The 25,535-nt window shown below is 72.9% G+C and carries 23 protein-coding genes, 1 pseudogene and 1 riboswitch; of the genes and pseudogenes, 5 read left to right on the top strand and 19 right to left on the bottom strand.

Translation table 11 applies throughout. The features are described from left to right. Positions 1-34 precede the first annotated feature (34 nt). From ACQVFL_RS23230 to ACQVFL_RS23220, 3 genes are all read right to left on the bottom strand, one after another. A complete protein-coding gene (locus ACQVFL_RS23230; RefSeq protein ID WP_396693536.1) occupies positions 35-580 on the bottom strand; it encodes a DsbA family protein in 546 nt (181 codons plus the stop codon). An 84-nt stretch (positions 581-664) separates the two neighbouring features. Further along, a complete protein-coding gene (locus ACQVFL_RS23225; RefSeq protein WP_396693373.1) occupies positions 665-1,354 on the bottom strand; it encodes a BON domain-containing protein in 690 nt (229 codons plus the stop codon). Between the two features lie 168 nt (positions 1,355-1,522). Next, on the bottom strand, positions 1,523-1,915 hold the full coding sequence (locus tag ACQVFL_RS23220) for a hypothetical protein (protein ID WP_396693371.1): 393 nt from the start codon (positions 1,913-1,915) through the stop codon (positions 1,523-1,525). Positions 1,916-2,343: 428 nt separating this feature from the next. Here ACQVFL_RS23220 and ACQVFL_RS23215 point away from each other — a divergent pair, with 428 nt between their 5' ends. After that, on the top strand, positions 2,344-2,709 hold the full coding sequence (locus tag ACQVFL_RS23215) for an STAS domain-containing protein (protein WP_357216275.1): 366 nt from the start codon (positions 2,344-2,346) through the stop codon (positions 2,707-2,709). A 3-nt stretch (positions 2,710-2,712) separates the two neighbouring features. Here the strand turns inward: ACQVFL_RS23215 and surE are convergent, their stop codons facing one another. The 6 genes from surE to ACQVFL_RS23185 form a co-directional block, all read right to left on the bottom strand. After that, positions 2,713-3,537: a 5'/3'-nucleotidase SurE gene (gene surE / locus ACQVFL_RS23210; RefSeq protein WP_396693369.1), complete on the bottom strand. Its 825-nt coding sequence runs from the start codon at positions 3,535-3,537 to the stop codon at positions 2,713-2,715. Then, positions 3,534-4,499, bottom strand: coding sequence for a PfkB family carbohydrate kinase (locus ACQVFL_RS23205; RefSeq protein WP_396693534.1), 966 nt, complete (start codon positions 4,497-4,499; stop codon positions 3,534-3,536). The genes surE and ACQVFL_RS23205 overlap by 4 nt, the downstream gene beginning before the upstream one ends. 237 nt (positions 4,500-4,736) lie before the next feature. Then, positions 4,737-5,819, bottom strand: a complete 1,083-nt coding sequence (locus tag ACQVFL_RS23200) for a coiled-coil domain-containing protein (protein ID WP_431727587.1) — start codon at positions 5,817-5,819, stop codon at positions 4,737-4,739. A gap of 4 nt (positions 5,820-5,823) precedes the next feature. Then, positions 5,824-5,956, bottom strand: a riboswitch (cyclic di-AMP (ydaO/yuaA leader). Positions 5,957-6,107: 151 nt separating this feature from the next. Further along, complete coding sequence (locus ACQVFL_RS23195) at positions 6,108-7,025, bottom strand: cation diffusion facilitator family transporter (protein ID WP_396693365.1); 918 nt, start codon at positions 7,023-7,025, stop codon at positions 6,108-6,110. Between the two features lie 66 nt (positions 7,026-7,091). Then, positions 7,092-9,206 carry a HelD family protein gene (locus ACQVFL_RS23190; RefSeq protein WP_396693363.1) on the bottom strand — a complete coding sequence of 705 codons (2,115 nt, stop codon included), beginning with the start codon at positions 9,204-9,206 and terminating at the stop codon, positions 7,092-7,094. A gap of 93 nt (positions 9,207-9,299) precedes the next feature. Next, entirely contained in the window at positions 9,300-10,244 is a 945-nt protein-coding gene (locus ACQVFL_RS23185) for an alpha/beta fold hydrolase (RefSeq protein WP_396693361.1), read from the bottom strand. 149 nt (positions 10,245-10,393) lie between these two features. Here ACQVFL_RS23185 and ACQVFL_RS23180 point away from each other — a divergent pair, with 149 nt between their 5' ends. After that, complete coding sequence (locus ACQVFL_RS23180; protein WP_431727586.1) at positions 10,394-11,038, top strand: carbonic anhydrase; 645 nt, start codon at positions 10,394-10,396, stop codon at positions 11,036-11,038. Positions 11,039-11,258: 220 nt separating this feature from the next. Here ACQVFL_RS23180 and ACQVFL_RS23175 read toward each other — a convergent pair whose 3' ends face one another. After that, entirely contained in the window at positions 11,259-11,588 is a 330-nt protein-coding gene (locus tag ACQVFL_RS23175; RefSeq protein WP_117229745.1) for a hypothetical protein, read from the bottom strand. Positions 11,589-11,900: 312 nt separating this feature from the next. Between ACQVFL_RS23175 and ACQVFL_RS23170 the strand changes: the two genes are divergently transcribed. Together ACQVFL_RS23170 and ACQVFL_RS23165 are read left to right on the top strand one after the other, a co-directional pair. Further along, positions 11,901-12,392 carry a DUF3145 domain-containing protein gene (locus ACQVFL_RS23170; protein WP_396693357.1) on the top strand — a complete coding sequence of 164 codons (492 nt, stop codon included), beginning with the start codon at positions 11,901-11,903 and terminating at the stop codon, positions 12,390-12,392. A gap of 95 nt (positions 12,393-12,487) precedes the next feature. Continuing rightward, positions 12,488-14,218, top strand: coding sequence for a glycoside hydrolase family 3 protein (locus tag ACQVFL_RS23165; protein ID WP_431727585.1), 1,731 nt, complete (start codon positions 12,488-12,490; stop codon positions 14,216-14,218). Between the two features lie 112 nt (positions 14,219-14,330). Here the strand turns inward: ACQVFL_RS23165 and fabF are convergent, their stop codons facing one another. The 6 genes and pseudogenes from fabF to ACQVFL_RS23135 all read right to left on the bottom strand — a co-directional run bounded on the left by fabF (position 14,331) and on the right by ACQVFL_RS23135 (position 20,343). Further along, the gene (fabF, locus tag ACQVFL_RS23160; protein WP_396693353.1) at positions 14,331-15,557 is read right to left on the bottom strand and encodes a beta-ketoacyl-ACP synthase II; all 1,227 of its coding nucleotides are present in this window, start codon (positions 15,555-15,557) and stop codon (positions 14,331-14,333) included. A 2-nt stretch (positions 15,558-15,559) separates the two neighbouring features. Continuing rightward, positions 15,560-15,799: an acyl carrier protein gene (locus ACQVFL_RS23155; RefSeq protein WP_053653162.1), complete on the bottom strand. Its 240-nt coding sequence runs from the start codon at positions 15,797-15,799 to the stop codon at positions 15,560-15,562. Between the two features lie 83 nt (positions 15,800-15,882). After that, positions 15,883-16,827: a beta-ketoacyl-ACP synthase III gene (locus tag ACQVFL_RS23150; protein WP_396693351.1), complete on the bottom strand. Its 945-nt coding sequence runs from the start codon at positions 16,825-16,827 to the stop codon at positions 15,883-15,885. A 73-nt stretch (positions 16,828-16,900) separates the two neighbouring features. Further along, a pseudogene (locus ACQVFL_RS23145) lies at positions 16,901-17,818 on the bottom strand (ACP S-malonyltransferase); the annotation flags it as partial. Between the two features lie 78 nt (positions 17,819-17,896). Further along, on the bottom strand, positions 17,897-19,207 hold the full coding sequence (locus ACQVFL_RS23140; RefSeq protein WP_396693349.1) for a PucR family transcriptional regulator: 1,311 nt from the start codon (positions 19,205-19,207) through the stop codon (positions 17,897-17,899). Between the two features lie 491 nt (positions 19,208-19,698). Continuing rightward, complete coding sequence (locus ACQVFL_RS23135) at positions 19,699-20,343, bottom strand: hypothetical protein (protein ID WP_396693345.1); 645 nt, start codon at positions 20,341-20,343, stop codon at positions 19,699-19,701. A 222-nt stretch (positions 20,344-20,565) separates the two neighbouring features. Here ACQVFL_RS23135 and ACQVFL_RS23130 point away from each other — a divergent pair, with 222 nt between their 5' ends. Then, a complete protein-coding gene (locus ACQVFL_RS23130) occupies positions 20,566-21,207 on the top strand; it encodes a copper resistance protein CopC (RefSeq protein WP_431727584.1) in 642 nt (213 codons plus the stop codon). A gap of 59 nt (positions 21,208-21,266) precedes the next feature. On the opposite strand, the gene gltX is transcribed toward ACQVFL_RS23130, so the two are convergent. The 3 genes from gltX to ACQVFL_RS23115 form a co-directional block, all read right to left on the bottom strand. After that, positions 21,267-22,676: a glutamate--tRNA ligase gene (gene gltX, locus ACQVFL_RS23125; protein WP_431727583.1), complete on the bottom strand. Its 1,410-nt coding sequence runs from the start codon at positions 22,674-22,676 to the stop codon at positions 21,267-21,269. Positions 22,677-22,759: 83 nt separating this feature from the next. Next, on the bottom strand, positions 22,760-24,031 hold the full coding sequence (locus ACQVFL_RS23120; RefSeq protein ID WP_396693340.1) for an MFS transporter: 1,272 nt from the start codon (positions 24,029-24,031) through the stop codon (positions 22,760-22,762). Then, on the bottom strand, positions 24,028-25,377 hold the full coding sequence (locus ACQVFL_RS23115) for a GH1 family beta-glucosidase (RefSeq protein WP_431727582.1): 1,350 nt from the start codon (positions 25,375-25,377) through the stop codon (positions 24,028-24,030). The genes ACQVFL_RS23120 and ACQVFL_RS23115 overlap by 4 nt, the downstream gene beginning before the upstream one ends. Positions 25,378-25,535 lie beyond the last annotated feature (158 nt).

Raw genomic sequence — 25,535 nt, 5'->3', positions numbered from 1 at the left:
TCACCCGCCACCGTCGCCACCGCCTCGGCCACGGTCAGCCGGTGGCGTCGTCGACCACGGTCAGGAGGGTGCCCAGGTCGACGTCGCCGTCGTGGCGGTCGCCGTTGACGAACAGGGTGGGACTGGCGTCCACGCCGCTGCGGATCGCGCCGACGAAGTCCTGCCGGATGCGGTCGCCACCGGCGTGCCGCCCGATCTCCGCGTCCACCTCGTCGACCGGCAGGCCGAGCTGCTCGATGCCGAGTGTCAGGTGCACCGGGTCGAGCTGGTCCTGGTGTTCGTAGAGCCAGTCGTGCATCTCCCAGAACCGTCCGCGTCGGCCGGCGGCCTCGGCCGCCTCGGCGGCCCGCTCGGCGTACGGGTGGATGTTCGCGATCGGGAAGTGCCGGTAGACGAGCCGGACGGTCTCCGCCCGCTGCCGCAGCACCTCCTGGAGGTTGCGGTGGGCCGTGCCGCAGAACGGGCACTGGAAGTCGCCGTACTCGACGATCGTCACCGGCGCGTCCACCGGGCCCCGGACGTGGTCGTGCTCCGTGACGGGTGTGCGGAGCCGCGCAGTGACCTGCAGTGGCGTGGTCAGCCGATCGGTCATGTCCGCCAGTCTGCTGCCCGGCCGGGTGAGGCGCGGTCACCCGGCCGGGGTGGTTGCCGTCGACCGGGTGACTCAGCCCAGCACCGGGGCGACCGCGATGTGGTTCTGCACCTCGCGGATGCCGGGCGCGGACCAGACGACCCGTTCGACCTCGGCGCGCTCGGGCATCGAGTGCACCAATCCGCCCAGCAGCACCGTGTCGCCGTGCACGCGTACCGTGACCTGCTCGGCCTCGGTGGCCTGGTTGCGGGCCAGCGCGTCGACGATCCGTTGGACCAGCACGTCGCCGTCGGGGCGTACCGTGGGCCGGACGGCGAGACCGTCGCTCACCCCGCGTACGCCGTCGAGACCGGCGACCGCCTGCTGGGCGGCCCGGCGCTGGTACTCCCACTCGACCTCGCCGTGCAGGGTGACCCAGCCCTGGGAGACCGTCACGTCGATCTGCTCGACCGGCACGAACGCGTGCCACTGGAGGGCGTGGGTCACCGCGGCGGCGATCTGCGGATCGGTGCGCTCCGCGCCGGTGGCCGTGTGCACGGCGAGGTCGTTGGCGACGGCCCGGACCTGGGCGACCCGGTGGGCGGCCCGTTCCGCCGCCCACTTCCTGGCGTAGCCGTCGACCCGTCCGGTCAGCGTCACCACGCCCTCCGCGACGCTCACCCCGATCTCGTGCGGCCGGACCCGGGGCTCCCAGTCGAGTTCGTCGAGCACCGCGGTCCGGATGTGCTCGTCGGTGCGTTGGATCGTCGAGATGCCGACCATCTCCTCGCTCCTCTCGCGGTGGCGGGTGCGGACCGACACCGGTCCGCCGGGACCGAGCCTGGCGGGGGGCCGGGTGATCCGGCCTCACCCGGGTCGGGCGAGATGAACGTAAGGAAGGGTCCCCTGCTATGCACGAGGCGTTAGCAGGGGACCCTTCCTTACATGTCGTCAGGTCAGCGGGCCGGCGGGGGAGTCCGGGCGCTCGACGTCCACGAACTCGATGTCGTCGACGGCCCGGTCCCGGCTGCCGGCGGCCCGCGCGGCACTGCCGGCGGCCCAGCCGATCGCGGCGCCGACCAGGGCCGCGCCGATCAGCAGGGTCCAGGGCAGCGCGGGACGGCGTCCGGCGAGCGCGTCGAAGGCCACGCTGGCCCGGTGACGTGCCTCCTCGGCCGCCGATCCGACCAGCTCACCGGCGTCGTCGGCGAAACCGGCCGAGGTGTGCCGGGCCGAGCGGGCGGCGTCCCGGATGCTGCCGCCCGCCGAGACGAGGTGTTGCCACGCCTGGTCCGTGATCTGTTCCGGCTTGCTGCGACGGTCCAGCAGGTTGCTTCCGAACATGTGGTTCCCTCCTCGACAGTGCCGAAGCCGGTGGCCGGTGCTGACCTCGGACGTCGGCGGTTCGCCACCGAGGCTGTGCCCCGCCGGACGCCACCGCAAACCAGCGTGCGCGCGTCGTCGGTGATGCTAGGCACACTCCGCCACCGGTATCGGGAGGTCGCAGGTCAGGCCGCCGACCGGCGAGGGCACGCCGGGATCCCGGATGTCGGACGGGTGAGCCATGGCCCGCTACCCTGGTTCGTCGGTGCGGGCCTCGGCTTGCCCCAAGTGATAGGAAGTAATAAGTCCGGATATGGGTGATTTGACGCGCCGATGTCCGCGAATTGCTCATCCCGAGGGGTGGCGACCGAGGCCGTCGGAGGAATACTCTCGGTCGCGGCCCGCGTACTGATGAGGCGCCCGTCGTACGGGCGAGTGGAGGTGCTCGCGTGAGCCTGTCGATCCTGCAGACGGTTCGGCCCGGTGGTGTCATCGAGATCGCCCCTCGGGGTGAGATCGACGTCGACACCGCGTACGAGGTGAAAGAGGCCATCGCCGAAGTGCTGGCCAAGGGGCGGCCGGCCCGGATCGAGCTCAACATGCGGCTGGTCACCTTCATCGACTCCGTCGGCATCAGCGCGATGGTCGCCGGCTTCCAGACCGCTGAGGTCAGCGGCGTCAAGCTGGTCGTCACCGAACCCAGTCGGTTCGTGCACCGACAGCTCTGGGTGACCGGGCTGCTCGGTCTCTTCGGCGCACCGGAGCCGTACTACGCCGGTGCCGCCGCCACCCCCGAGGTCCTTCCCGGCGGCTGACCGTCAGTCGCCGTCGAGGCCGGACAGGTTCACGTCGGAGACCTCGGTGACGGCGCGGACCGCCGTCACCGTGGCGTACCCGTCGGCGAGCCACGCCAGGTCGGTGCCGGGCTGCACCGCCTGACCGGGTTCCTCCAACGCGGTCCGCACGAAACCGTGGCCGGACTCGGCGACGGTCATCTGCACCTGCCCGAAGGTCGCCAGCCCCGCCCGACGTACGCCGCGCAGCCGGTCGGGCGGCACGTCCGGCGAGTTGACGTTGAGCACGCTCTCCGCCGGCCCGGCGGTCAGCCGGGGGAGCAGGTCCAGGGCGACGTGGGCGGCGGTGGCCCAGTTCCGTTCGGCGTCGCGTACCCGGGCCGCGGCGGCCACCGCGGCCCCGCCGCTGACGGCGGTCGCCTCACCGGCGGAGAGCACGTCCAGCGACACCGCCAACGCCCGGCAGCCGTTGGCGGCGGCGGTGAACGCCGCGCCCACGGTGCCGGAGTGCAACACCGCCCGGCCCGCGTTCGCCCCCCGGTTGATGCCGGAGAGCAGCACCGTCGGCGGCGGCCCGAACGCGCCGTGCACGGCGATCAACGCGATGAAGCCGGGCGAGCCGCCCACCCCGAAGGCCGGCACCCCGGCCAGCCCCGGCAGCGGATGCTCGTGGACCACCACCTGCCCGTCCTGCTCGACCGCGCTCATCGCGGCGCTGGTGCCGCTCGCCTCCTCCAACGGGGCCGCGACCACCACGTCCAGCCCCCGGTCCACCGCCGCCCGGGCCAGCGCCTGGATACCCGGCGCGGCGATCCCGTCGTCGTTGGTGATCAGCACGCGCAACGTCATGCGCCACCCACCCGGTGCGCCAACTCGTCGGGGGTGGTGCGTTCCTGCCGGCGGACGCCGGCCGGCTCCAGGCGTACCCGGTCCACCAGGCCGGTGATCGAGTCGAGCCGCCCGGTGCCCAGCCCGTGCCGGGTGACGTTCAGCGCGCCGGCCGCCGCGCCGGTCCGGATCGCGGTGCGTACGTCACCGCCGCGCGCCACCACGGCGGCCACGCTGGCGGTCATCGAGTCACCCGCACCTCGCGGGTCGGCCGCCTCCAGGCGGGGCATCCGCACCTCGAAGACCTCGCCGTCGACGAGGGCCAGTGCCGGCTTGTCGGCGCGGCTGACCACCACGTTCTCGGCCCCGTTGGCGTGCAGGTCGTACATCGCTCGGGTGAGCTGCTCCTCGTCGTCGTCGGTTGCGCGACCGTCGGCGATCAGCTCCTCGTGGCTGACCTTGACGAAGAAGACCCCGCTGTCCAGCACGGCGTTGAGGTGGTCGCCGCAGAGGTCCACCACCACCCGGCTGCCGTTGGCGCCGAGGTCGGCGGCGAAACGCCGGTACAGGTCGGCGGGGACCAGCGACGGGTCGTTCGGGCCGCTCAGGATGCTCACCGCCGCCCGCAGTCCCTCGCCGAGCGCCAGGTTGTAGAGCTCGTCCAGCTCGTGTCGGCTCAGCGGCTGCCCGGTCACGTCGACGATCTCCTGCCGGGTGCCCTCCCGACGGTCGTGCACGTACCCGCCGCTGCCGCCGGAGTCGCGCGCCACCACCTTGAGGTCGACGCCCTCGCTGACCAGCAACGGCTCCAGCACCTGTCCGATCTCGCCGCCGAGGGCGGTGCAGAGCACCACGTCGATGCCGTGCGACAGCACCATGCGGGCCTGCCAGACCCCCTGGCCGCCGGGATGCAGGTGCAGTTCCGGCGTGTCGTTGGGCTGGTCGATCGTGACCGTGAGCAGGGGCGTCGGCGCGAAGACCATCACGTGCCCGGTCGGCGCGCTCACGACGCACCGTCGCACTGGGTCCACTGCGGTCCGCTCATAACCGTTCCTCCCGGTCGCCACGAAATGTCCGCTTCGATGTCGACGGTAACCAAGGTGGGCCGAGAGCGCGCGGCGACGGGCGGGGCGGTCCGGGACGGCCGGGGCGGCGTGCGGGAACGACGACGCCGGGTGGACCGTCCCTCACGAGGGCGGCCACCCGGCGTGCCGTGTGGATCAGTACACCGACAGGTGCACGTGGTTGGTGTGGTCGCTGGACGGGTCGCCACGCGCGCCGCTGTACGTGCGCCAGCCGCTGCTGGGCAGCCAGATCTGCTTGTACCAGATCACGTAGAGCACGGCGAGACGGTCGGCGTTGTTGACGTAGAACGCCGCCAGGTTGTTGCCGTACGTCCGGTCGCCGCCGGTGGCGACCCCGCCGAAGCCGTTCTTCTGCGCCGCGAAGTCGCAGGCCCGACCCTTCGGGTGCTCACCCGAGCCGCCCGCGCGGTAGCAGGAGACGTATCTGGTGAAGCCGGCCGCCTTGGTCTGGTTGAGCGCGTGCAGGGTGCGCGGGGTGATGCAGCCGTTGGCCGGGGTGGGGTCGTTGACGCTGCACGACTCGGCCGGCCAGGAGCCGTTGGCGTTGCGGGGCGCGGGCTTGGCCGTCGGGCTGCTGGTGCCGCCGGTGCGCGCCGGGGTCCGGCTGGCCCGCTCCTGCGCCGCGGCCCGCTCGGCCCGCTCGGCGCGTTCCTCGGCCACGGTCAGCGAGCGCTCGGCCTGCTCCTTGCGCTTGGCCATCACGGCCACCTGCTTGCGCTGCTCCTGCACCTCGACGTCGAGGGCCTGCTTGGTCCTGCCGACCTCGTCGCGGGTGGCCCGCAGGTCCCGCAGCGCGCGTTCCTCGTTGGCCGCCACCGCGTCCAGTGCCGCCGCCCGGTCCATGAAGCCGGCCGGGGAGCCGCTGTTGAGCAGCGCCGTCGCGGCACCGAGTCGACCGCCGCGATACGCCTGCGCGGCGATCTCGGCGACCTTGGCGCTGCGTTCGGTGAGCTGGCCCTCGGTCGTGGTGAGCTGCTCGGCGAGCTTCTTCTGCCGGTCGACCGAGCGGTCCAGGGCGGTCTTGGCGTCGAGGTAGCCCTTGCTGGCCGCCTCCAGTTGGGCGCGTAGCGCCGGTGTGCCGCCCTCGTCGCCGACGTCACCGGGGGCCGCGGAGGCAGCGCTGAACGGAGCGAGCGCGGCGCCCAGGGCGAGGGCGAGCCCCGCGGCGATCAGGGCCGCCGTACGGGCGGCCGGTCTCACGGTTGCCACTGCTGGCATGCACATGTCCTTCCGTCAGCCGCCGACCGGGTTAGCTGACGGGTTCGGGACGGAAGATCCCTACCGCTGGACGCGGATGCACCCCTGGAACATGGTTCCCCGGTTCGCCCTCGCGGGCGATTAGGCGGCGGTCACCGCCGGCACCGTCGAGTGCCGCCTGGCGGAGACCGGGTCCGAGCCTACCGGTGCTGGTGGGGACCGTGCAGCCGGTGTGACTCCTGGTGTTCCCCTGACCACGAGTAAACCAGACATAAGGTATTTTTGTTGTCTTTCGCGCTACTGGTCCCGCTACCACTCCACCGTCCCGCAGGCACCGGCACTCGTCGCGGGCTCGATCTGGAGCGTCGCGTGCGTGATGTCGAAGTCCTCGCGCAGCGCCGTCCGGGCCGCGCGGAGCACCGCGCCGACCTCGGCGCCCTCGGCCGTGGCCAGGTGGGCCGAGGCCACCTCCATCCCGGAGGTGAGCGTCCAGACGTGCAGGTCGTGGACGTCGGCCACGCCGGGCACCGCGGCCAGCCGGTCGTGCACGGCGGTGACCTGGAGGTGCTCCGGGGCGGCCTGCACCAGGATGCGGACCGCCGCCCGGCCCAGACGCCAGGTGCGCGGCAGGATGAACGCGCCGATCGCCACCGCCACCAGCGGGTCCGTCCACCACCATCCGGTCAGCGCGGTCAGCGCCGCCGCCGCGATCACGCCCAGCGAGCCGAGCAGGTCCGCCAGCACCTCCAGGTACGCCCCGCGCAGGTTGATGCTCTCCCGCGCCCCGGGACGCAGCAGCGCGAACGCGACCAGGTTGGCGAGCAGGCCGAGCGTGGCCACCACCAGCACCGGCCCGGTCCGCACCTGCGGCGGGTCGCCGAACCGGCGTACCGCCTCGACCAGCACGTAACCGGCGACGCCGACGAGCAGCACCGCGTTGGCCAACGCGGCGAGCACCTCCAACCGATAGAGGCCGAAGGTGCGTTGCGGATGGGCGTCCACGCGCCGGGCGGCGGTGAGAGCCGCGAGCGCCATCCCGATGCCGAGCACGTCGGTGAACATGTGCCCGGCGTCGGAGAGCAGGGCCAGCGAGCCGGTCCGCAGGGCGGTCACCGCCTCCACCACCATCAGCGTGGTGAGCAGCACGAACGCCGCCCACAGCCGGCCGGAGTGGCGGTGTGCGGCGTGCGACACCGCGGCGTGGTGGTGGTCGTGGCCCGCGCCCACGCAGACACCTTGCGCGCTGCGTCCGACCCGGGGCGGAGCTATGCCGACATTGCTATATGTGCGCGCTCAGTCGGTCAGGTCGACCGTGGTCAGCCGCTGGGTGGCCCGGGACAGGGCGACGTAGAGCGTACGCACGCCGGAGCCGGGATCGGCACGGATCTCGCCGGGGGCGACCAGCACCACCCCGTCGTACTCCATGCCCTTGGCCTCCAGGCTGGTCACCACCTGGAGACGCTCGCCGCCGAGCCCGCCCAGCCAGGCCGCGACCTCGTCCCGGCGCGGCACCGGCGTGATCACCCCGACGGTGCCCTCGACCTCGCCCAACAGCGTGCTCGCGGCGGTCAGCACGCTGGTCTCCAACTCCGTCGCCGGCACCACCAGCTCCACCGGGTCGATCCCGGTGGTCCGGACCGCGGTGGGCAGGGCCAGGTCCGGGTACGCCCGGCGGATCTCGGCCGCCGCCACGGCGAAGATCTCCGCCGAGTTGCGGTAGTTGGTGGTGAGCGTGAACCGGTGCCGTCGACGGCGTCCCAACGCCTGGTCCCGGGCCCGGGACAGCTCCTGCGGATCTCCCGTCCACGCGGTCTGCGCCGGGTCACCCACCACCGTCCACGAGGCCAGCCGACCGCGTCGGCCGATCATCCGCCACTGCATCGGTGAGACGTCCTGCGACTCGTCCACCACCACGTGCGCGTAGTCGCGGTAGTCCTCGGGTCGCTCGCGAGCGGCCTGGCGGGCGGCCCGCTGCCGGTCGGCGTACGTGCTCAGCTCGCGCACCCCACCGGCGAGCTGGAACGGGTCACGTTTCGCCCGGGCTGGACGCACCGGCTTGCCGAGCAACGCGTCCAACTCGTCGAGCAGCGCCACGTCGGCGACGGTCGGCCCCTCGGCGGCCAGCCCCCGGTACGCCTGCTCCAGCAGCCGGATCTCGGCCCGGGACAGCAGCCCGGCGGCGTACCGGCGCAGCCGCTCCGGATCGGCCAGCCAGCCGAGCACGTGGCGGGGATGCAGCCGGGGCCACCACGCCTTGAGGAAGTCCCGAAAATCCGTCCGGTCGATCAGCTCGTCCTCGAAGGCCCGCTGCTCGGGCAGCCGGGGGATGCCCAACCGGCGGGCCTGTGCCCAGAGCGCCGCCAGGATGCCGTCGAAACCGGCCCGGCGGACCTCGTTGCGTCGCGCCCCCCGGGGCAGCGCCCGCTCCCGGACGGCGTCCAACTCGGCGCGCTCCAGCCGCAGCAACTGCCCCCGGTAGAGCAGGCGCAGCTCGGCCGGCGAATCGGGTACGCCGTCCCGGGCCGCCCGCTCCAACAGTCGGCGCATCCGCAGCGACCCCTTGACCGCGGCCACCTCGACCGGGTCGGTGCGGGTGGCGACCAGCCCGGGGAAGAGGGTGCCCAGCGAGTGCAGGGTCGCGGTGTCCTCGCCCAGGGACGGCAGCACCGAGGCGATGTACTCGACGAAGACCGAGGACGGGCCGACCACCAGGATGCCGCCACCGGCGTACCGGCTGCGGTCGGAGTAGAGCAGGTACGCGGCGCGGTGCAGCGCCACCGCCGTCTTGCCGGTGCCCGGGCCGCCGGACACCAGCGTCACCCCCGAACCGGGGGAGCGGATGGCCTCGTCCTGCTCGCGCTGGATGGTCGCGACGATGTCGCGCATCCCCCGACCGGTGGTCCGGGACAGGTTCGCCAGCAGCGCGCCGTCGCCGACCACCGCCATCTCCGCCGGAGCGGCGTCCGGGTCGAGCAGGTCGTCCTCGATCCGGGTGACCCGCTCCCGGCTGGACTGGATCGTCCGGCGGCGCACCACACCGAGCGGCTCGGCCGGGGTGGCCTGATAGAACGGGGCAGCCGCCGGGGCACGCCAGTCGACCACCAGGGTCGCGGCGTCCTCGTCCCGGATGCCCAGCCGTCCGACGTGGAACACCTGCCCGTCGCGCAGGTCCAGACGGCCGAAGACGAGCCCCTCGTACTCGGCGTCGAGCACGTGGCGGCGCTGCGCGGCGTGGAACACCATGGCGTCCCGCTCCACCAGCGCGCCGAAGTTTCCGACCCGGGCCAGCCGGTAACCGTCCCGCTCGGCACGGACCGCCGCGCGCCGCAGCTCGGCCAGTCGTGCGTACACCCGGTCGAGATGCCGTTGCTCGACGGCGATCTCCTGGTCCAGGGTGCTCTGGTCCACCGCTTCGTTCTCCTCGTCACGCCGGCCCGGCCAACCGCACGAGATTACGCCCCACCTCGCGGACGTGCGGAGGCACCGGTCCGGGTGCGAGTCCTACCGGCGGCGGGCGCGGCCGGCGGCGGAGCGGCGACCGGTGGGCCGGGCCTCGGCGAGCACCCGATCCAGCACACCGGAGAGCGCCGCGGTGACCTCCTCGGGACGCTCCATCATCAACATGTGCCCGGCCCCGGGACAGACGGTCAGCTCGGTGGCCGGCAGCGCGGCGGCGATCGACTCCGCGCACGGCGGCGGGGTGAGCCGGTCCCGGTCGCCGACCAGCGCCGCCGCCGGCAGGTCCGCCAGCGCGGCCAGCGTCTCCAGCCGGTGCTGGGCGCCGAAGGAGGCCCGGAACCCGCCGATCGAGCGTAGCGAGGCGCGCGCCACCGCAGAGGTGACCAGGCGGATGTCGGTCGGGTCGCAGCGGTCGCCGAAGAGCATCCAGCGAATGCTGGGACGGAGCGCGCGCAGCAGGGCCCGGGGCGGACGCCAGGCGCCGCAGCGGGCGAGCACCCCGGCCCCGGTGGTCTCCGCCAGCCGGATGATCCGGGCGATCCGGGGTGACAGGCCGTAGACCGTGTGCGTGTGCCCCTCGGCGGTGGTCGAGACGAAGACCAGCCCGGCCACCCGGCGGGCGAAGTGCCCGGGGTGCCGGTGCGCGTACTCCATGATCGTCATGCCGCCCATGGAGTGACCCACCAGCACCACCCGCCCGGTCGGCACCACCGCGTCCAGCACCGCGGCCAGGTCGTCACCGAGTTGCGCCAGTGTCGCCGTGGGCAGCGTCATGCAGCTCGACCGGCCATGCCCCCGCGCGTCGTAGCTGACCACCCGCACCGACCGGTACGCCGTGCGCAGCGCCGCCACCTGCCGGTGCCAGCTACGCCCGTCGAGCGTCCAGCCGTGCACCAGGACCGCCGTGACCTCGGCGTCCGCCGGGCCGTCGACGTCCACGTGCAGGCGTACGTCGTCGCTCAGTCGCACCTCGACCGGATCTGACATCGCCACCTCCCCAGGCACACGCGGATGCGGTAACACCGGGGATACCCGGCGGTAACACCGGCTACCCGTTATGAGACCACGCGAATCGGGGTGCTGAGAAGATCCCGGAACCGGGTACGTCGGCAGGACGATCCGGTCAAGCTGGGACCATGGCGACGCCCCGGACGGCCGACCCACGACCGGACGCCCGAGCGGCCGGCGGAACCCCCCGCGCCGCACTGGCCGAACTGCTCGCCGGCAACCGCCGCTTCGTCAGTGGCCAGCCGGTGCACGGACACGACGTCAGCGCCGCCGCCGCGTGCGCCTCCGGCGACCAGCAGCCGTACGCGGTCCTGCTCGGCTGCATCGACTCGCGGGTGCCGCTGGAGGCGATCTTCGATCAGACCTTCGGCTCGATCTGCGTCATCCGCACCGGTGGCCACGTGCTGGACCGCGCGGTCCTCGGCTCGATCGAGTACGTGGTGGACGTGTTGGGCGTACCACTGGTGATGGTGCTCGGTCACGAGCGTTGCGGCGCGGTGGCCGCGACGATCGACACACTGCGTACCGGTCGTCGCCCGTCCGGTGCCCTGGCCCACCTGATCGACCGGATCGCCCCGGCGGTGACCGAGGTGGGGCTGGACGACCCGCAGGTGCAGCCCCTGGCCGTACGCCGGCACGTCCGGCGCACCGTCACGACCCTGCGCGCCGACCCGCTCCTGGCCCCCGCCGTCGCCTCCGGCCGGGTCGCCGTGACCGGTGCCCTCTACACCCTCACCACCGGCGAGGTCGCCCTCCTACCCCCCACCCCCTGACCCGCCCCCCGCCCCGCCGCCGCCCGCTCGGGGCCGCGCGATCATGGACTCGTGGCTCGTGTTCCGAGGCTTTTCATGTGGTTTATCACTGCCACAAGTCCATGATCGACGGGGTGGGGGTGTGGCGCGGCGTCCTGGGGTGACGTGGGCGGGTGGGGACGCGCGAACGCCCGCCGGGTGGGCCCGGCGGGCGTTCGTGATGGTGCGGGTGGTGCGGGGCTCAGCCCTCGAAGACACCGGCCTCGACCAGGCGCTTCTCGGTGGCGTCCCAGCCGTCGCCCGGGTGGGCGGCGTTGAGGCCGTTGATCTCCGCCCGGATCTTGGTGGCGTGTCCGGCGGCGGCCAGCACCCGGATCTCCTCGACGAAGGCCTCGGAGTCGGTGCGCAGGTGCGCGGTCTTGCCGTTGGTCAGGTTCCGCACGTAGGCGTGCTTGCCGCCGTTGAGCGGGATCAGGTACTTGAACTCGCCCAGCACGCTGAGTGCGCCACCCTGGCCAGCCTGGCCGGCCCGGACTGACGCGCGCGCGGTCTTAGAGGTGTTGCTCGCCACGGAGGTACTCCTTGCAGACGTACGGAGGACGGGAAACGTCCGGGGGCTGGTGCGGGCGGTACCGAACGGGTGACCCGCAGAGGCTGTACGCGGCACAGGCCGCCGATGGAACTGTACACGAGCCACGATCCCGGCTGGTCGTCGCGGCGTCACGAGGTGGAACCGCAGTCACCTGTCCGGGTATTCCGACCGGCGGATTTCCCGATTCGCTGGCGCACCATCCGTCACAGGAGTCATCATGTGTTCCAGCAACGCACCCGGTCCGGGTCGAGGTCGTAGGGGAAGACGCACCTCGCTCTCCGGGAGGTCACCGTGCCAACGCGTGGCGTCGTATACGTCCATTCGACCCCGCTCGCCGTGTGCTCACACGTCGAGTGGGCGATCGCGCGCGTCCTTGTCGCGCCGGTCAACCTGCAGTGGACGGCTCAACCCGTCGATCCCGGCGCCCGCCGGGCCGAGTGCGGGTGGTCCGGTCGCCCGGGGACGGGCGCCGAACTGGCTGCTGCCCTCCGGCAGTGGCCCATGATCCGTTTCGAGGTGACCGAGGAGCCCAGCCCGGGCGCCGACGGAGAACGCTTCATGTACGTGCCGGGGCGCGGGCTGTTCCGGGCCACGGTCGGTGCCGCCGGGGACATCCAGCTCGGCGAGGACCGGCTGCGCAGCATCATGGCCGCCGCCCGGGGGCCGGAGGCGCTCGCGCACGCGCTGGACAAGGCGCTCGGCACCGCCTGGGACGCCGAGCTGGAGCCGTACCGTCACGCCGGTGACGGCGCTCCGGTGACCCTGCTCACCCGGGTCGGCTGAGCGGGCGGCCCGAGGCCCGCCACCTCCGGCGGCGTACCGGCCGCCCGTCCACCGGCTGGCGGTCGAGTTGCCCCGGTCCGCGACAAGCTGGTGGGATGGGCCGCGTGTCGACCACCCCTCGGCGCGTCGTCGCCGCGTTCGTCGCCGTGACCGCGTTACTCGTCACCGGCTGCTCGGGAGCCGGGCAGCGACCGGGGACCACCCCGTCGTCGGCCCCGGCCACCGAATCGGCACCGCCGTCGAGCGCACCGCCGGACGATCCGGCCGCCCGGGCCGCCGCGCTGGTCGCCGAACTCGCCGACGAGGACCTGGTCGGCCAGGTGCTGATGCCGTACGCCTACGGCGACCAGGCCACCGAGGTCTCGGCCGGATCGGCGGCCGGCAACCGGAACCTCGGTGGCGTGGACACCCCGGCCGAGATGATCGAGAAGTACCGGCTCGGTGGGCTGATCCTGGTCGGCTTCAGCGCCGACGACCCGACCCAGAGCAACCAGGCGACCACCAACGTCGACAATCCGAAGCAGGTCCGCCAGCTCACCACCGGTCTGCGCGAGGCCGCCGGCAAGCTGCCCGCCGGTACGGCGCCGTTCCTGATCGGCACCGACCAGGAGTACGGCGTGGTGACCCGGATCACCGACGGGGTGACCATGCTGCCCAGCGCGCTGGCCGCCGGTGCCGCCGACGATCCGGCGTTGACCGAGGCCGCCTGGCGGGCCGCCGGCACCGAGCTGGCCGCGATGGGGATCAACCTCGACTTCGCGCCGGTCGCCGACGTGCTGGTGAAGCGCAGCACGGTGATCGGTTCCCGGTCCTTCGGCGCCGACCCGGAACGGGCCGCCGGCCAGGTCGGCGGTGCGGTCCGAGGGTTGCAGGCGTCCGGCGTCGCGGCCACCGTCAAGCACTTCCCCGGGCACGGGCACAGCGCCGTCGACTCGCACGAGGACCTGCCGGTGCTCACCCAGTCGCGCAAGAAGCTCGCCGCCGAGGCGTGGCCCCCCTTCACCGCCGGCATCGAGGCGGGCGCCCTGGCCGTGATGTCCGCCCACCTGGACGTGGCCGAGGTCGATCCGGGGGTGGCCGCCACCTTCTCCCGCAAACTCCTCACCGACGTGCTGCGCGGTGAACTCGGCTTCCAGGGCGTGGTCGTCACCGACGGGATGAACATGCCGCCGGCCCGCCGCTGGGGGCCGGGTGAGGCGGCGGTACGCGCCCTCAAGGCCGGCAACGACCTGATCCTCATGCCGCCGCACGTCGGTCAGGCGTACGACGGGCTGCTGACGGCGCTGCGGGACGGCTCACTGCCCCGGGCCCGACTGGTGGAGGCGGCCACCCGCGTCCTGACCATGAAGTTCACCCTGGCCGACAAGCCGGTCCCGGAGATGTCGACGCTGCGCGCTCCGGCGCACCTCGACGCCGCCGGTGACCTGGCCGCCGCCGCGGTGACCGTGTTCAAGGGCCGGTGCGACACCAGCGGGGTCAAGGGCCCGGTGACCGTCACCGCCTCCGGTGGGCGGGAGCACACCCGGACCGCGCTGACCGAGGCGCTCACCGCCGCCGGGGTGGAGGTGGTGTCCAGCGGCGGCACGGTCGTGCACCTCGTCGGGTACGGCGACGGGGCCCGCGACCTGCGCTCCGGAGCCGCCGTCACGGTCGCCATGGACACCCCGTACGTGCTGGCGCAGGCGGGTTCGCCGACGCTGCTGGCCACGTACTCGTCGAGCCGGGCCTCGATGACGGCGCTCGCCGACGTCCTGGCGGGCAAGGCCGCGCCGCGCGGACGGTCCCCGGTAAAGGTCTCCGGGCTGCCCGCCACCACCTGCGGCTGACCCGCCGACGCCCGGCGGGGCCGACCGGGCCGGAACACGCCACGACCCCGCCGACGCGTGGTGCGTCGGCGGGGTCGGTGCGGCGCTGCGGTGATGTGCGCCGCCGGGTGTCTCAGGCCCGGGTGAAGACGAGCGCCACGTTGTGACCGCCGAAGCCGAACGAGTTGTTCAGCGCGGCCGGGATGTCCATGTGGCGGGCCTTGCCGGCGGCCACCTCGAGGTCGAGGCCGTCGTCCGGGTCGTCCAGGTTGATCGTCGGCGGGACCACGCTGTCGCGGATCGACAGGATGGTGGCGATCGACTCCAGCGCGCCGGCCGCGCCGAGCAGGTGCCCGGACATCGACTTGGTGGCGGTCAGCACCGGGTGGTCGCCCAGCGCCGCGTGCAGTGCCTTGATCTCGGCGATGTCGCCCACCGGGGTGGACGTGGCATGCGCGTTGACGTGGCTGATGTCGGCCCGGTCCACGTCCGCGTCGGCGATCGCCTTCGCGATGGCCCGGATCGCCCCGGCACCCTCCGGGTGCGGCTGGACGATGTCGTAGCCGTCGGAGGTGATACCGGCGCCGGCCAGCCGCGCGTACACCCGGGCACCCCGGGCGGCGGCGTGCTCGGCGCGCTCCAGCACCACGATGCCGGCGCCCTCACCGAGGACGAAGCCGTCCCGGCCCTTGTCCCACGGTCGGGAGGCCCGCTCGGGCTCGTCGTTGCGGGTCGACATGGCCCGCATCGAGGCGAAACCGGCGATCGGCAGCGCGTGGATCACCGCTTCGGTGCCACCGGCCACCACCACGTCGGCCCGACCGGCCCGGATCATGTCCAGACCCAGCGCGATCGCCTCCGCGCCGGTCGCGCAGGCGCTGGCCACCGAGTGCACACCGGCCTGGGCGCCGAGTTCCAGACCCACCCACGCGGCGGGACCGTTGGGCATCAGCATGGGCACGGTGTGCGGGGAGACCCGCCGGGGGCCGGACGCCTCCAGGATGTCGTCCTGGTTGAGCAGGGTGACCGCGCCACCGATGCCGGAGCCGATGCTGACCCCGATCCGTTCCGGATCCGCTCCGGCGTCGACCAGGCCGGCGTCGGCCCAGGCCTGGTGGGCGGCGATCAACGCGATCGCCTCGGAGCGGTCCAGCCGGCGCAGCTTCACCCGGTCCAGGACGGTGGAAGGATCGACCGCCAGTTCGGCGGCGATCCGGACCGGCAACTGACCGGCCCACTCCTGGGTGAGCGCACCCACCCCGGAGCGGCCGGCGAGCATGGCGTCCCAGGTCGACGCGACGTCCCCGCCCAGCGGGGTGGTCGCGCCGAGCCCGGTGACGACGACGTCAGGACGACTCATGATCAGGACTGCGCCTCGATGTAGCTCACGGCGTCCCCGACCGTCTTGAGGTTCTGGACCTCGTTGTCCGGGATCTTGACGCCGAACTTCTCCTCGGCCGCCACCACGACCTCCACCATGGAGAGCGAGTCGACGTCCAGGTCGTCGGTGAAGGACTTCCCCTCGGCCACGTCGTCCGGGTTCACCCCGGCAACCTCTTCGAGGATCTCGGCGAGGCCGGTGGTGATCTCGTCACGGGTCATTGCGGTGGGTTCCTCTCATCGGGATTTCTCGACGGTCGGCGACGCCGTCCGTCACACCTCTGCGCCTGCGCGCCGAGGAGGTATCAGGGGCAGCGGACGACCTGACCGGCGTAGGTCAGGCCACCGCCGAAACCGAACAGCAGCACCGGCGCGCCGGAGGGCACCTCGCGGCGCTCCACCAGCTTCGACAGGGCCAGCGGGATGCTGGCCGCCGAGGTGTTGCCGGACTCGATCAGGTCCTTCGCGACGATCGCCTGCGGGATCTTCAGCCGCTTCGCGATGCCGTCGATGATCCGGGTGTTGGCCTGGTGCGGGACGAACGCGGCCAGCTCCGACGGATCGACCCCGGCCCGCTCGCACGCCTGCAACGCCAGCGGCGCCAGGGCGGTGGTGGCCCACCGGAACACCGTCTGCCCCTCCTGCGCGATGTACGGGCGCCAGCCCTCGATGCGTACCGCCTCGCCGCGTTCCGGCACCGAGCCCCAGACGACCGGGCCGATCCCGGCCGGCTCGCCCTCGGGTGCGGCGGTGACCACCGCGGCACCCGCGCCGTCGCCGAAGATGATGCAGGTCGAGCGGTCGTTCCAGTCGATGAAGTCGGAGAGCTTCTCCGCGCCGATCACGATGGCGTTGCGGCTGGCACCGGCGCGCACCGCGTGGTCCACGGTGCCCAGCGCGTAGGCGAACCCGGAGCAGGCCGTGTTCAGGTCGAACGCCCCCGGGGCGTCGATGCCCAGCTTGGCCGCGACCCGGCAGGCCACGTTCGGGCTGCGGTCGATCGAGGTGCAGGTCGCCACCACGACCAGGTCGATGTCGGAGGCGGTCAGCCCGGAGTTGGCCAGCGCCTTGTCCGCGGCGGCGGCGGCCATGTCGGCGACCGTCTCGTCACCGGCGATCCGCCGGCTGGCGATCCCGACCCGGTCCCGGATCCACGCGTCGTTGGTCTCCACCAGCTCGGCGATCTCGTCGTTGGTCACCACCCGGGACGGCTGGTAGTGCCCCAGGGAGAGGATGCGACTGCCGCTCATGACGAGCCCTTCCTACGGTCGATCTCGGCACGGGAGTCGGACGGACTGAGGCGGACTGCGCTCACGCCTGCCCTCCGGCGACGCGGGCGATCAGGTCGCGGGCGGCGGGCAGCTTGTCCGGGGTGGTCAGCGTCACGATCTCCGGCAGGCCGGGACCCTTGAGCTCCCGCTTGACCAGTCCGGCGAGCGTACCGGCGGGCGGCAGCTCGATCACGCCGGTCACCCCCAGGTCGGCGAGGGTGGCCATGCACAGGTCCCAGCGGACCGGGGCGGTGACCTGGCGGACCAGCCGCTGGAGCATCTCCGCGCCCTGCCCGACGGCGGTGCCGTCGAGGTTGGAGAGCAGGATCCGGGTCGGGTCGCCGGTGGTGACGTCGGCCGCCACCGTGGCCAGCGCCGCCTCCGCGGGAGCCATGTACGGGGTGTGGAAGGCGCCCGCCACCTGGAGCCGGATGACCCTCGTCTGGGCCGGCGGCTCGGCGGCCAGCTTCTCCAGGCCGTCGACCGCACCGGCGGCGACGACCTGCCCGGTGCCGTTGCGGTTCGCGGCGTGCAGCCCGTGCCCCTCGATCGCGGCGAGCACCTCGTCCGGGTCGCCGCCGAGGACGGCGGCCATGCCGGTCGGTTCCAGCGCGCAGGCGGCGGCCATCTCCCGGCCGCGTACCCCGGCGAGCGAGATCGCGGCGTCCGCAGGCAGTGCCCCCGCCAGCGCCGCCGCGCCGAGTTCGCCGACGCTGTGCCCGGCGGTCAGCGCCACGTCCTGCATCGGCAGGTGCTCGGCGGCGAGCAGCGCCGCGGCCACCAGCAGCGGTTGGGTACGGGCGGTGTCCCGGATCTCGTCGGCGTCGGCCTCGGTGCCCAGGTGCACCAGATCGACGCCGGCCAGCGCGGACCAGTGACGCAGCCGCGCCTCGGCGCCGGGCAGGTCGAGCCAGGGAGTCAGGAAGCCGGGTTTCTGAGAACCCTGGCCGGGGCAGAGTACGGCGAGCACGTCTATGACTCTCCCGGATACCCACCGGTTGCGCTGTGCCGACCGGTACCAAACCGCACTAGGACCTTTGGAGGGATCCTACAAAGATTGGTGCTGGTCATCGCCGACCTGTGATCTTTTACCGGTCGGTGGGGCCAATGTCGGGGTCGGCACCACCGGATCCAACCGGCCCACGGTCAACGCCACCCGCAGCGCGAAGGCGTCCCGGGGCGACAACGGGCTGAACCCGGTGACGTCGGAGATCCGCCGCAGCCGGTACCGCACCGTGTTGGGGTGGACGTACAGCGCCCGTGCCGCGCTCTCCAGCGTGCCGCCGGCGGCGAAGAAGGCGTCCAGCGTCTCCAGCAGTTCGCCGCCGGCCCGCACCAGCACCGCGTACACGTCGTGCCGCAGCCGCCGCCGGGCCTCCGCGTCGCCGGCCAGGGCGCGTTCGGGCAGCAGGTCACCGGCGTAGACCGGCCGGGGCGCGGCCGGCCACGCCGGGGCCGCCCGGTATCCGGCCAGCGCGGCCCGGGCCGACTCGGTGGCCTCGTCCAGGCTCGGCACCGAGGGGCCGACGACCACCGGGCCGTCACCGAAGGCGGAGAGCAGCTCGGCGGTGGCCGCCACCGGGTCCGCCGCCCCACCGAGCACGATCACCAGACGGTCCCCGTGCACGCCGCCGATCACCTCGACCCCGACCCGCCGGGCCTGCCGGTAGACGGTGTGCAGCACGGCGGCGACCTCCCCGCCGGGAGAGGGGCCGACCGCCACCGCGACCGGCGGCGCGTCCGTCCAGCCGAGCGCGGCGGCCCGGCTGGCCAGAACGTCCGGCGAGTCGCCCCGCAGCAGCGCGTCGACCAACAGGGCCTGGAGCCGGGCGTCCCAGGAACCGCGCGACTCGGCCGCCCGGGCGTACACCCGGGCCGCGGCGAAGGCGATCTCCCGGGAGTAGCGCAGCACCGCCTCGCGCAACTGCGCCGCCTCGCCCGGTGCGGCCAGGTCGTCGACCTGCTCCTCGACCACGTCGATGGTGACCTTGATCAGGGCGACGGTCTGTTGGAGTGTGATCGACCGGGCCAGCGCCTGCGGCGCGGTGGCGAACACCTCGTCGGAGACCTCCTGGGTGCCCTTGTCCGGGCCGCCGTCGGAGCGCAGCCACTGCACCAGGGAGCGCGCGCCGGCCTGCGCCACCAGCATCACCCAGGACCGCTGGTCGGCGGGCAGCTCCCGGAACCAGGGCAGGGTGTCGTCCATCCGGGCCACGCTGTCGGTGGCCAGCGCGCCGGCGGCCCGTTCGATCCGGCGCAGCGTGGCCGACAGGTCCGTCCCGCCCGACTCGCTCACCCGCCTAGCCTGACATGTCCTGAGCTGGCCCTCGCCGGCAGGAGTCGGGAGCCCCGGAAGCACCCGGTCGGTACGCGCTGCACGGCCCGTCGGAGCCGGCCAGTACGGTAACGAGGCACGTCGGGTGGGCACCGACGGGTGAGGGCGAGCGTGAGGAGACACCGATGGCGCACGGGGAGGCTGACCACGGCTGCGCCCAGGGGGAGCCCTGCCGACTGGGGTCGCACGAGCATCCGGTCCCCGCCAAGCACCACCGTCGGCTCATTGGCCTGGCCGACCCGGGCGACCCCGCGCCGACACGGGCGGCCGATCGTCCCGAGGAGGACGTCGCTCCGGTACGCCCGCGCCCCGTCGACCCCGTGGTGCCGCGCCAGCGTACGGGCGATACCTCGGTGTCGGAGCCGGCCACCGGCGGCTGTCGAAGCGACCGGCCCGGCTGGGCCGGCGCCCACCGGCACGGTCCGGTCCGCCCGGCACTACGTACGGCCCGCCGGGAACGCCCCCCGCGCCGCTGGTGCTGAGGCCCAGCGGATCCGGCAGGGCGGTGCTCGGGCTCAGCGGGTCCGGCGGCGGACCAGCAGTGCGATCCCGGCCAGGCCGAGCGTGATCACCAGCATCACCGCGACGTTCAGCAGGAGCAGGCGACGCAGGTCGCTGAACGCCTCGTTGATGTCCTGGGCGGGGTTGAGCGCGTCCTCCGGGATGATCCGTTCGCCTCCGCCGGCCCCGCCGCTGACCGGTTCGTACGTCCGCTCCAGCGGCACCCCGGCGGTGCGCAGGGTCTCCGACATGCTGAACCGGCCGAGGAACCAGGCCGCGGTGGTCTTTCGGGCGTCCGGCTGCTTGGCCGGTCGGTAGACCCGCGGCCCGCCGACCGCCTTCGGATAGAGGTCGTAGGTCTGCTTCGGAGTGTCACCCGCCAGCACCACGACGGTGTACTTCGGACCGAGGTCGGCCTTCTTGGGCGCGCTCGTCCGAGGCAGGGAACGGCTCACCTGGTCGATGACGGCGGCCACCTGCCCAGGCTCGGTGCCGTGGCGCAGCCGCAGCGGCTCGGCCAGCCCGTGGCCGGTGATGTCGACGCCGGCCGGTGGCGCCTTCGGTGCGGCCTTGGCGGGCTCGACGAAGGCCAGTGACAACAACACCGCGGCGGCTCCACCGATCGCTATCGCGGTCAGTCGCCTCATCCGTCGGACCATGCCGCCTCCTCGCCCCGTCGATGGTCGGCTTGCTGCAGAGTCACGCGTTGGAAGGCCGACGGCGGTAACCGTGCCCACAGGACGGGTAACCACCTCTAAGACTCCGCGGAACGACGATTGGTTGCAGCTGGTGAAACACTAATTGGAACTATCTGCGATCGCGAATCGACCAATGATCAGCCATGGACACGCGGGGCGGATCTTACCTGTACGGAGGCCGTGATGGGGGGCAGGGTAGCGCGTACGCTGCGGTGCTGGACAGTGGTGTTCGGCGTGGCGCTCGGTGTGTCGCTGCTGCTGCCGGTGAACCCGGCCGCCGCGCACAACCAACTGACCGGAAGCGACCCCCGCGACGGTGCCCGCGTCGCGACCGCGCCCGAGCGGGTCGAGTTGCGCTTCCTCGCCCGGCTCGACGAGGAGACCACCACGCTCACGGTCACCGGACCGGACGACGTGGACGCACTCGGCGGACCAGCCAGGATCTCCGGCAACCGGATCAGCGCGCCGTTCACCCCGGGCCGGGCGGGCCTGTACAGGATCGGGTACGAGATCGTCTCCGGCGACGGCCATCCGATCTCCGGAGAGGTCCGGTTCACGCTCACCACCGGTACGCCCGCCGACCCGAGCGCGTCGCCGAGCCTCGCCGCCCCGTCGACACCGCCCGACAGCGCCGCCCCGTCGACCCCGCCCGCGGCGGAGGGCACGCCCACCCCATCGACGTCCGGGCCGCTGGTGGCCACCCCGATGCCCCGATCGGGTGAGTCGTCGGGCGCCGGCTGGTGGTGGACGGGCATCGGTGCCCTGGTCCTGCTCGTCGTGCTGGCGACCGCCCGGCTGATCCGGCGTCGCGGGGCCCGGAAGTAAGGAGGGGTCCCCTGCTATACATCAGGCGTTAGCAGGGGACCCCTCCTTACATGGGACAGCTAGAACAGGCGGGCGCGGGCGGCGCGCAGCCGGGTCAGGGTGCGCTCGGCGCCGAGCAGCTCCAACGACTCGAACAGCGGCAACCCGACCGTCCGGCCGGTGACCGCGACCCGTACCGGTGCCTGGGCCTTGCCGAGCTTGAGACCGCGCGCCGCGCCGACCTCCTCCATGGTGGTCTTGAGCGTCGCCGCGTCCCACGACGTCACCGCCTCGAAGGCGGCGATGGCGTCGTCCAGCAGCTCGCCCGAGCCCTCCTTCATCGCCTTGGCCCAGGCCGCCTCGTCGATCAGCGGCGAGGCGAGGAAGAGGAAGTCGACGTTCGGGACGATCTCGCTGAGCACCGCGATGCGGGTCTGGGCCAGCGGTGCCACCGCGGCGAACGTGGCCGGGTCGAACTCGTCGGGCTGCCACGGCGGCGGCGGAATGCTGCCGGTACCGGTCAGCCACGGCCCGCAGACCTCGACGAACTCCTCGACCGGCAGCGCCCGGATGTACTCGCCGTTGAACGCCCGCAGCTTCTTCTCGTCGAAGAAGGCCGGCGACGGGTTGACCTCGTCCAGCCGGAACTCGTCCTCGATCACCGACCAGGGCACGATCTCCCGGTCGCCGGAGGGCGCCCAGCCGAGCAGCATCAGATAGTTGCGCATCGCGGCGGCGAGGTACCCCTCGTCCCGGTACGCCTCCAGCGCGACCTTGTCCCGTCGCTTGGACAGCTTCTGCCGCTTCTCGTTGACCACCACCGGCACGTGCGCCCAGATCGGCGGCTTCACCCCGAGGGCGTCCCAGAGCAACTGCTGCTTCGGGGTGTTGGGCAGGTGCTCCTCGGCCCGGATCACGTGGGTGATCCCCATCGTCATGTCGTCCACGACGTTGGCCAGCAGGAAGACCGGGGACCCGTCGCCCCGGGCGATCACGAAGTCCTCGATGAGCTTGTTCTCGAAGGTCGGCTCGCCCCGGATCAGGTCGACGACCACGGTCGAGCCCTCGTCGGGCGTACGGAAGCGCAGCGCGCGGCCCTCGCCGGGCGGCAGACCCCGGTCGCGGCAGTACCCGTCGTAGCCGGTGTACTGGTTACCGGTCCGGGCCTGCACCGCCTCCCGGGTGCAGTCGCAGTAGTACGCGCGACCCGAGTCGTACAGCCGCCGGGCGGCGGCGCGGTGCTCGTCGGCGTACGAGGACTGGAACCAGGGGCCCTCGTAGCTGCCCCGCTCGATGCCGATCCAGTCCAGCGCCGACAGGATGCCCTCGGTCCACTCCGGCTTGTTGCGCGCCGCGTCGGTGTCCTCGATACGCAGCACGAACACCCCGCCCTGCTGCTTGGCGTAGATCCAGTTCTGCAGCGCCGAGCGGGCGCCGCCGACGTGGAACATACCGGTCGGGGAGGGGGCGAATCGCACACGTACCGTCACGACCCCCAGCGTACAGATGTAAGGAGGGGTCCCCTGCTATCGCCTGGTGTCGTACCGGGGTCCCCTCCTTTCATCACAGTCTGTCAGGGGACGGAGCGGATCTTCAGGACCAGGACGCTGCCGAGGACGGTCACCGCGGCGGTGGTGGCGTACAGGGCCGGGTAGCCGCCCAGGTACACCACGATCGGGGCGGAGACGGCGGGTCCGAGCACCTGCGGCGCGGAGTTGGCGATGTTGATCACGCCGAGGTCCTTGGCCCGGTCGGTGGCCCTCGGCAGCACCTGGGTGATCAGGGCGGCGTCCACCGACAGGTACACCCCGTAACCGGCGCCGAGCAGCAGCGCGGCGACGATCGCCATCGGCCAGGTGGGGGCGACGGCCAGCAGCAGGGCCGCGACCGCGATCACCAGCCCGGCGACGATCACGAAGACCTTGCGTTTGCCCGAGCGGTCCGACAGCCGCCCGGCGACCACCGTGGTGGCCATCAGCCCGGCGGTGTAGAGCAGGATCAGCACCAGCAGGCCGCCCTCGGGGTCGGCCACCCGGACCTCGTCGGTGAGGAAGTACAGCAGGTAGAGGGTGCCGAAGGCGTTGCCGAGCTGGACCAGGAACCGGGTGATCCAGGCCCAGCCGAAGTCGGGGTACCGGCGCGGCGACACCCACATGCCGGCCAGCAGTCCACGCAGCGGCGGTCGGTGCGTACGCGGCAACGGGTCGTCGGTGGTGCGCAGCGCGAACGGCAGCGCGAACAGCAGCACGGCGGCGGCGATCACCAGGTATCCGGCGGCGTTGCCGCTGACCACGGCGGTGACCAGCACGACGCCGAGCACCAGCCCGAGCGCCTGCGGGATGCCGACCCAGCCGGAGACGCCGCCGCGTTGGGCGACCGGGACCCGGTCCGGTACGGCGGCGGTGAGGCTGGCCAGCATCGCGTTGAAGCAGGTCTGTGCCGCGATCCAGCCGACGACCACGCCGAGCACGGTCTGCGCCTGGGCGAGCAGCGCCAGCGACAGCGCGCCGAGCAGCGCGCCACCGAGGGTCCAGACGTGCCGACGCCCGAACTCCCGGCCGCCGATGCGCAGGCAGGTCCGGTCCGACAGCGCCCCGACCAGCGGGTTGACGATCACCGCGGCCAACGCGCCGAGCCCGGTGACCACCGCCAGCATGGTCTCCTTGTTCGTCGGCGCGATCTGCCCGAGCTGCTGCGGCAGCAGCACCTGGATCGGGGTGAAGAACGCCATCCAGACGCCGAGGTTCGCGGCGAAGAGCAGCGCGATCCAGCCGCGCCGTACCGCGATCGTCGGTTCCGCCAGCGCCGCCGGCAGCGAGGCCGGCGTCGGGTCGACGGTGGTCACCGGGGAGGTTCCCGCCGGGCCGCCGCGATGACCTCGCGCAGCCAGGTGTACGACGACTTGGGCGTGCGCGCTCCGGTGGCGAAGTCGACGTGCACCAGCCCGAAGCGCTTGGTGAAGCCCTCGGCCCACTCCCAGTTGTCCAGCAGGGACCAGACGAAGTACCCGGTCACGTCGACCCCGTCGGCCATCGCCGCGTGCACCGCGCGCAGGTGACCGTCCAGGTAGGCGATCCGGTCCGGGTCCGGCACCCGGCCGTCGGCGTCCGGGGTGTCGTCGTACGCGCAGCCGCTCTCGGTGATCTGGATCGGCGGCAGGTCCGGCCCGTACTGCCGGTGCAGCCAGCCGAGCAGGTCGTGGAGCCCGTCCGGTGCCACCGGCCAGTCGAAGGCGGTACGTGGGTACCCGGTGAGCGGCACCAGCGTGAACGGCAGCGGAGAGCCCTCTTCGGGGGCGCGTACGCCGGTGGGGTTGTAGTAGTTGACCCCGAGCACGTCGAGCGGGGCGGCGATGACGTCGAGGTCGCCGTCGCGGACCACGCCGGTGTCGAAGCCCAGCTCGGTCGGGTAGCCGCGGCCGAGCAGTGGGTCGGTGAAGAGCCGGTTGTGCAGCGCGTCGTAGGCGTACCCGGCGGCGGCGTCGGCCGGGTCGTCGCCGAGCACGCGTACCGGCGAATAGTTGTTGGCGATGGCGACCGGGCTGCTGCTGCGGGCGCGCAGCGCGGCGACCGCGAGGCCGTGGCCGAGCAGTTGGTGGTGGGCGACCGGGAAGGCGTCGAAGAGCAGCGCCTCGCCGGGGGCGTGCTCGCCGGTGCCGTGCCCGAGGCTCATGTGGATGAACGGCTCGTTGAGGGTGATCCAGAGCTTGACCCGGTCGCCGAGGCGGGCGGAGACCGCGTCGGCGTACTCGGCGAAGCGGTGCGCGGTGTCGCGGTGCAGCCAGCCGCCGGCGTCCTGGAGCGGCTGCGGCAGGTCCCAGTGGAACAACGTGGCGACCGGGTCGATGCCGTGGCCGAGCAGCTCGTCCACCAGCCGCTCGTAGAAGTCCAGCCCGGCGGCGTTGACCGGACCGGTGCCGGTGGGCAGCACGCGGGGCCAGGCCACCGAGAACCGGTACGCGCCCACTCCGAGATCGGCCATCAGCGCCACGTCCTCGGCGTAGCGGTGGTAGTGGTCGCAGGCCACGTCGCCGGTGCTGCCGTCGAGGATGCGCCCGGGGGAGTGGGCGAAGGTGTCCCAGATGGAGGGTCCGCGACCGTCGACGTCGGCGGCGCCCTCGATCTGGTAGGCGGAGGTGGAGACGCCCCAGCGGAATCCGGTGGGGAAGTCGGGCATCGGAGCGGTCTGCATGCGCCCTCCCGGCGAAACGCGAAACGTGTTCGGAACTCTAGGGGTCGTGGGAGCGCTACGCCATAGGGTGCCGAGGCGTCGATGGCAATACCTTTCGGCGTGTCTTTGTTAACCCGTCCGCATACGTCCGTTTTTGCGCATACAGTTCCGAATATTGT

The sequence above is a fragment of the Verrucosispora sp. TAA-831 genome, from assembly GCF_050780145.1.
GTDB lineage: Bacteria > Actinomycetota > Actinomycetes > Mycobacteriales > Micromonosporaceae > Micromonospora.
The sequence above is the reverse complement of the archived record's forward strand: the minus strand, read 5'-3'. Positions and strand labels throughout refer to the sequence as shown.

Coding starts and splice junctions, on each gene's coding strand:
- ACQVFL_RS23180 (WP_431727586.1), top strand. CDS start 10,394: ATGGCGACGCCCCGGACGGCCGACCCACGACCGGACGCCCGAGCGGCC.
- ACQVFL_RS23150 (WP_396693351.1), bottom strand. CDS start 16,827: ATGAGCGGCAGTCGCATCCTCTCCCTGGGGCACTACCAGCCGTCCCGG.
- ACQVFL_RS23225 (WP_396693373.1), bottom strand. CDS start 1,354: ATGGTCGGCATCTCGACGATCCAACGCACCGACGAGCACATCCGGACC.
- ACQVFL_RS23130 (WP_431727584.1), top strand. CDS start 20,566: ATGGGGGGCAGGGTAGCGCGTACGCTGCGGTGCTGGACAGTGGTGTTC.
- fabF (WP_396693353.1), bottom strand. CDS start 15,557: ATGAGTCGTCCTGACGTCGTCGTCACCGGGCTCGGCGCGACCACCCCG.
- ACQVFL_RS23220 (WP_396693371.1), bottom strand. CDS start 1,915: ATGTTCGGAAGCAACCTGCTGGACCGTCGCAGCAAGCCGGAACAGATC.
- ACQVFL_RS23205 (WP_396693534.1), bottom strand. CDS start 4,499: ATGGTCTTCGCGCCGACGCCCCTGCTCACGGTCACGATCGACCAGCCC.
- surE (WP_396693369.1), bottom strand. CDS start 3,537: ATGACGTTGCGCGTGCTGATCACCAACGACGACGGGATCGCCGCGCCG.
- ACQVFL_RS23185 (WP_396693361.1), bottom strand. CDS start 10,244: ATGTCAGATCCGGTCGAGGTGCGACTGAGCGACGACGTACGCCTGCAC.
- ACQVFL_RS23165 (WP_431727585.1), top strand. CDS start 12,488: ATGGGCCGCGTGTCGACCACCCCTCGGCGCGTCGTCGCCGCGTTCGTC.
- ACQVFL_RS23200 (WP_431727587.1), bottom strand. CDS start 5,819: ATGCCAGCAGTGGCAACCGTGAGACCGGCCGCCCGTACGGCGGCCCTG.
- ACQVFL_RS23155 (WP_053653162.1), bottom strand. CDS start 15,799: ATGACCCGTGACGAGATCACCACCGGCCTCGCCGAGATCCTCGAAGAG.
- ACQVFL_RS23115 (WP_431727582.1), bottom strand. CDS start 25,377: ATGCAGACCGCTCCGATGCCCGACTTCCCCACCGGATTCCGCTGGGGC.
- ACQVFL_RS23135 (WP_396693345.1), bottom strand. CDS start 20,343: ATGGTCCGACGGATGAGGCGACTGACCGCGATAGCGATCGGTGGAGCC.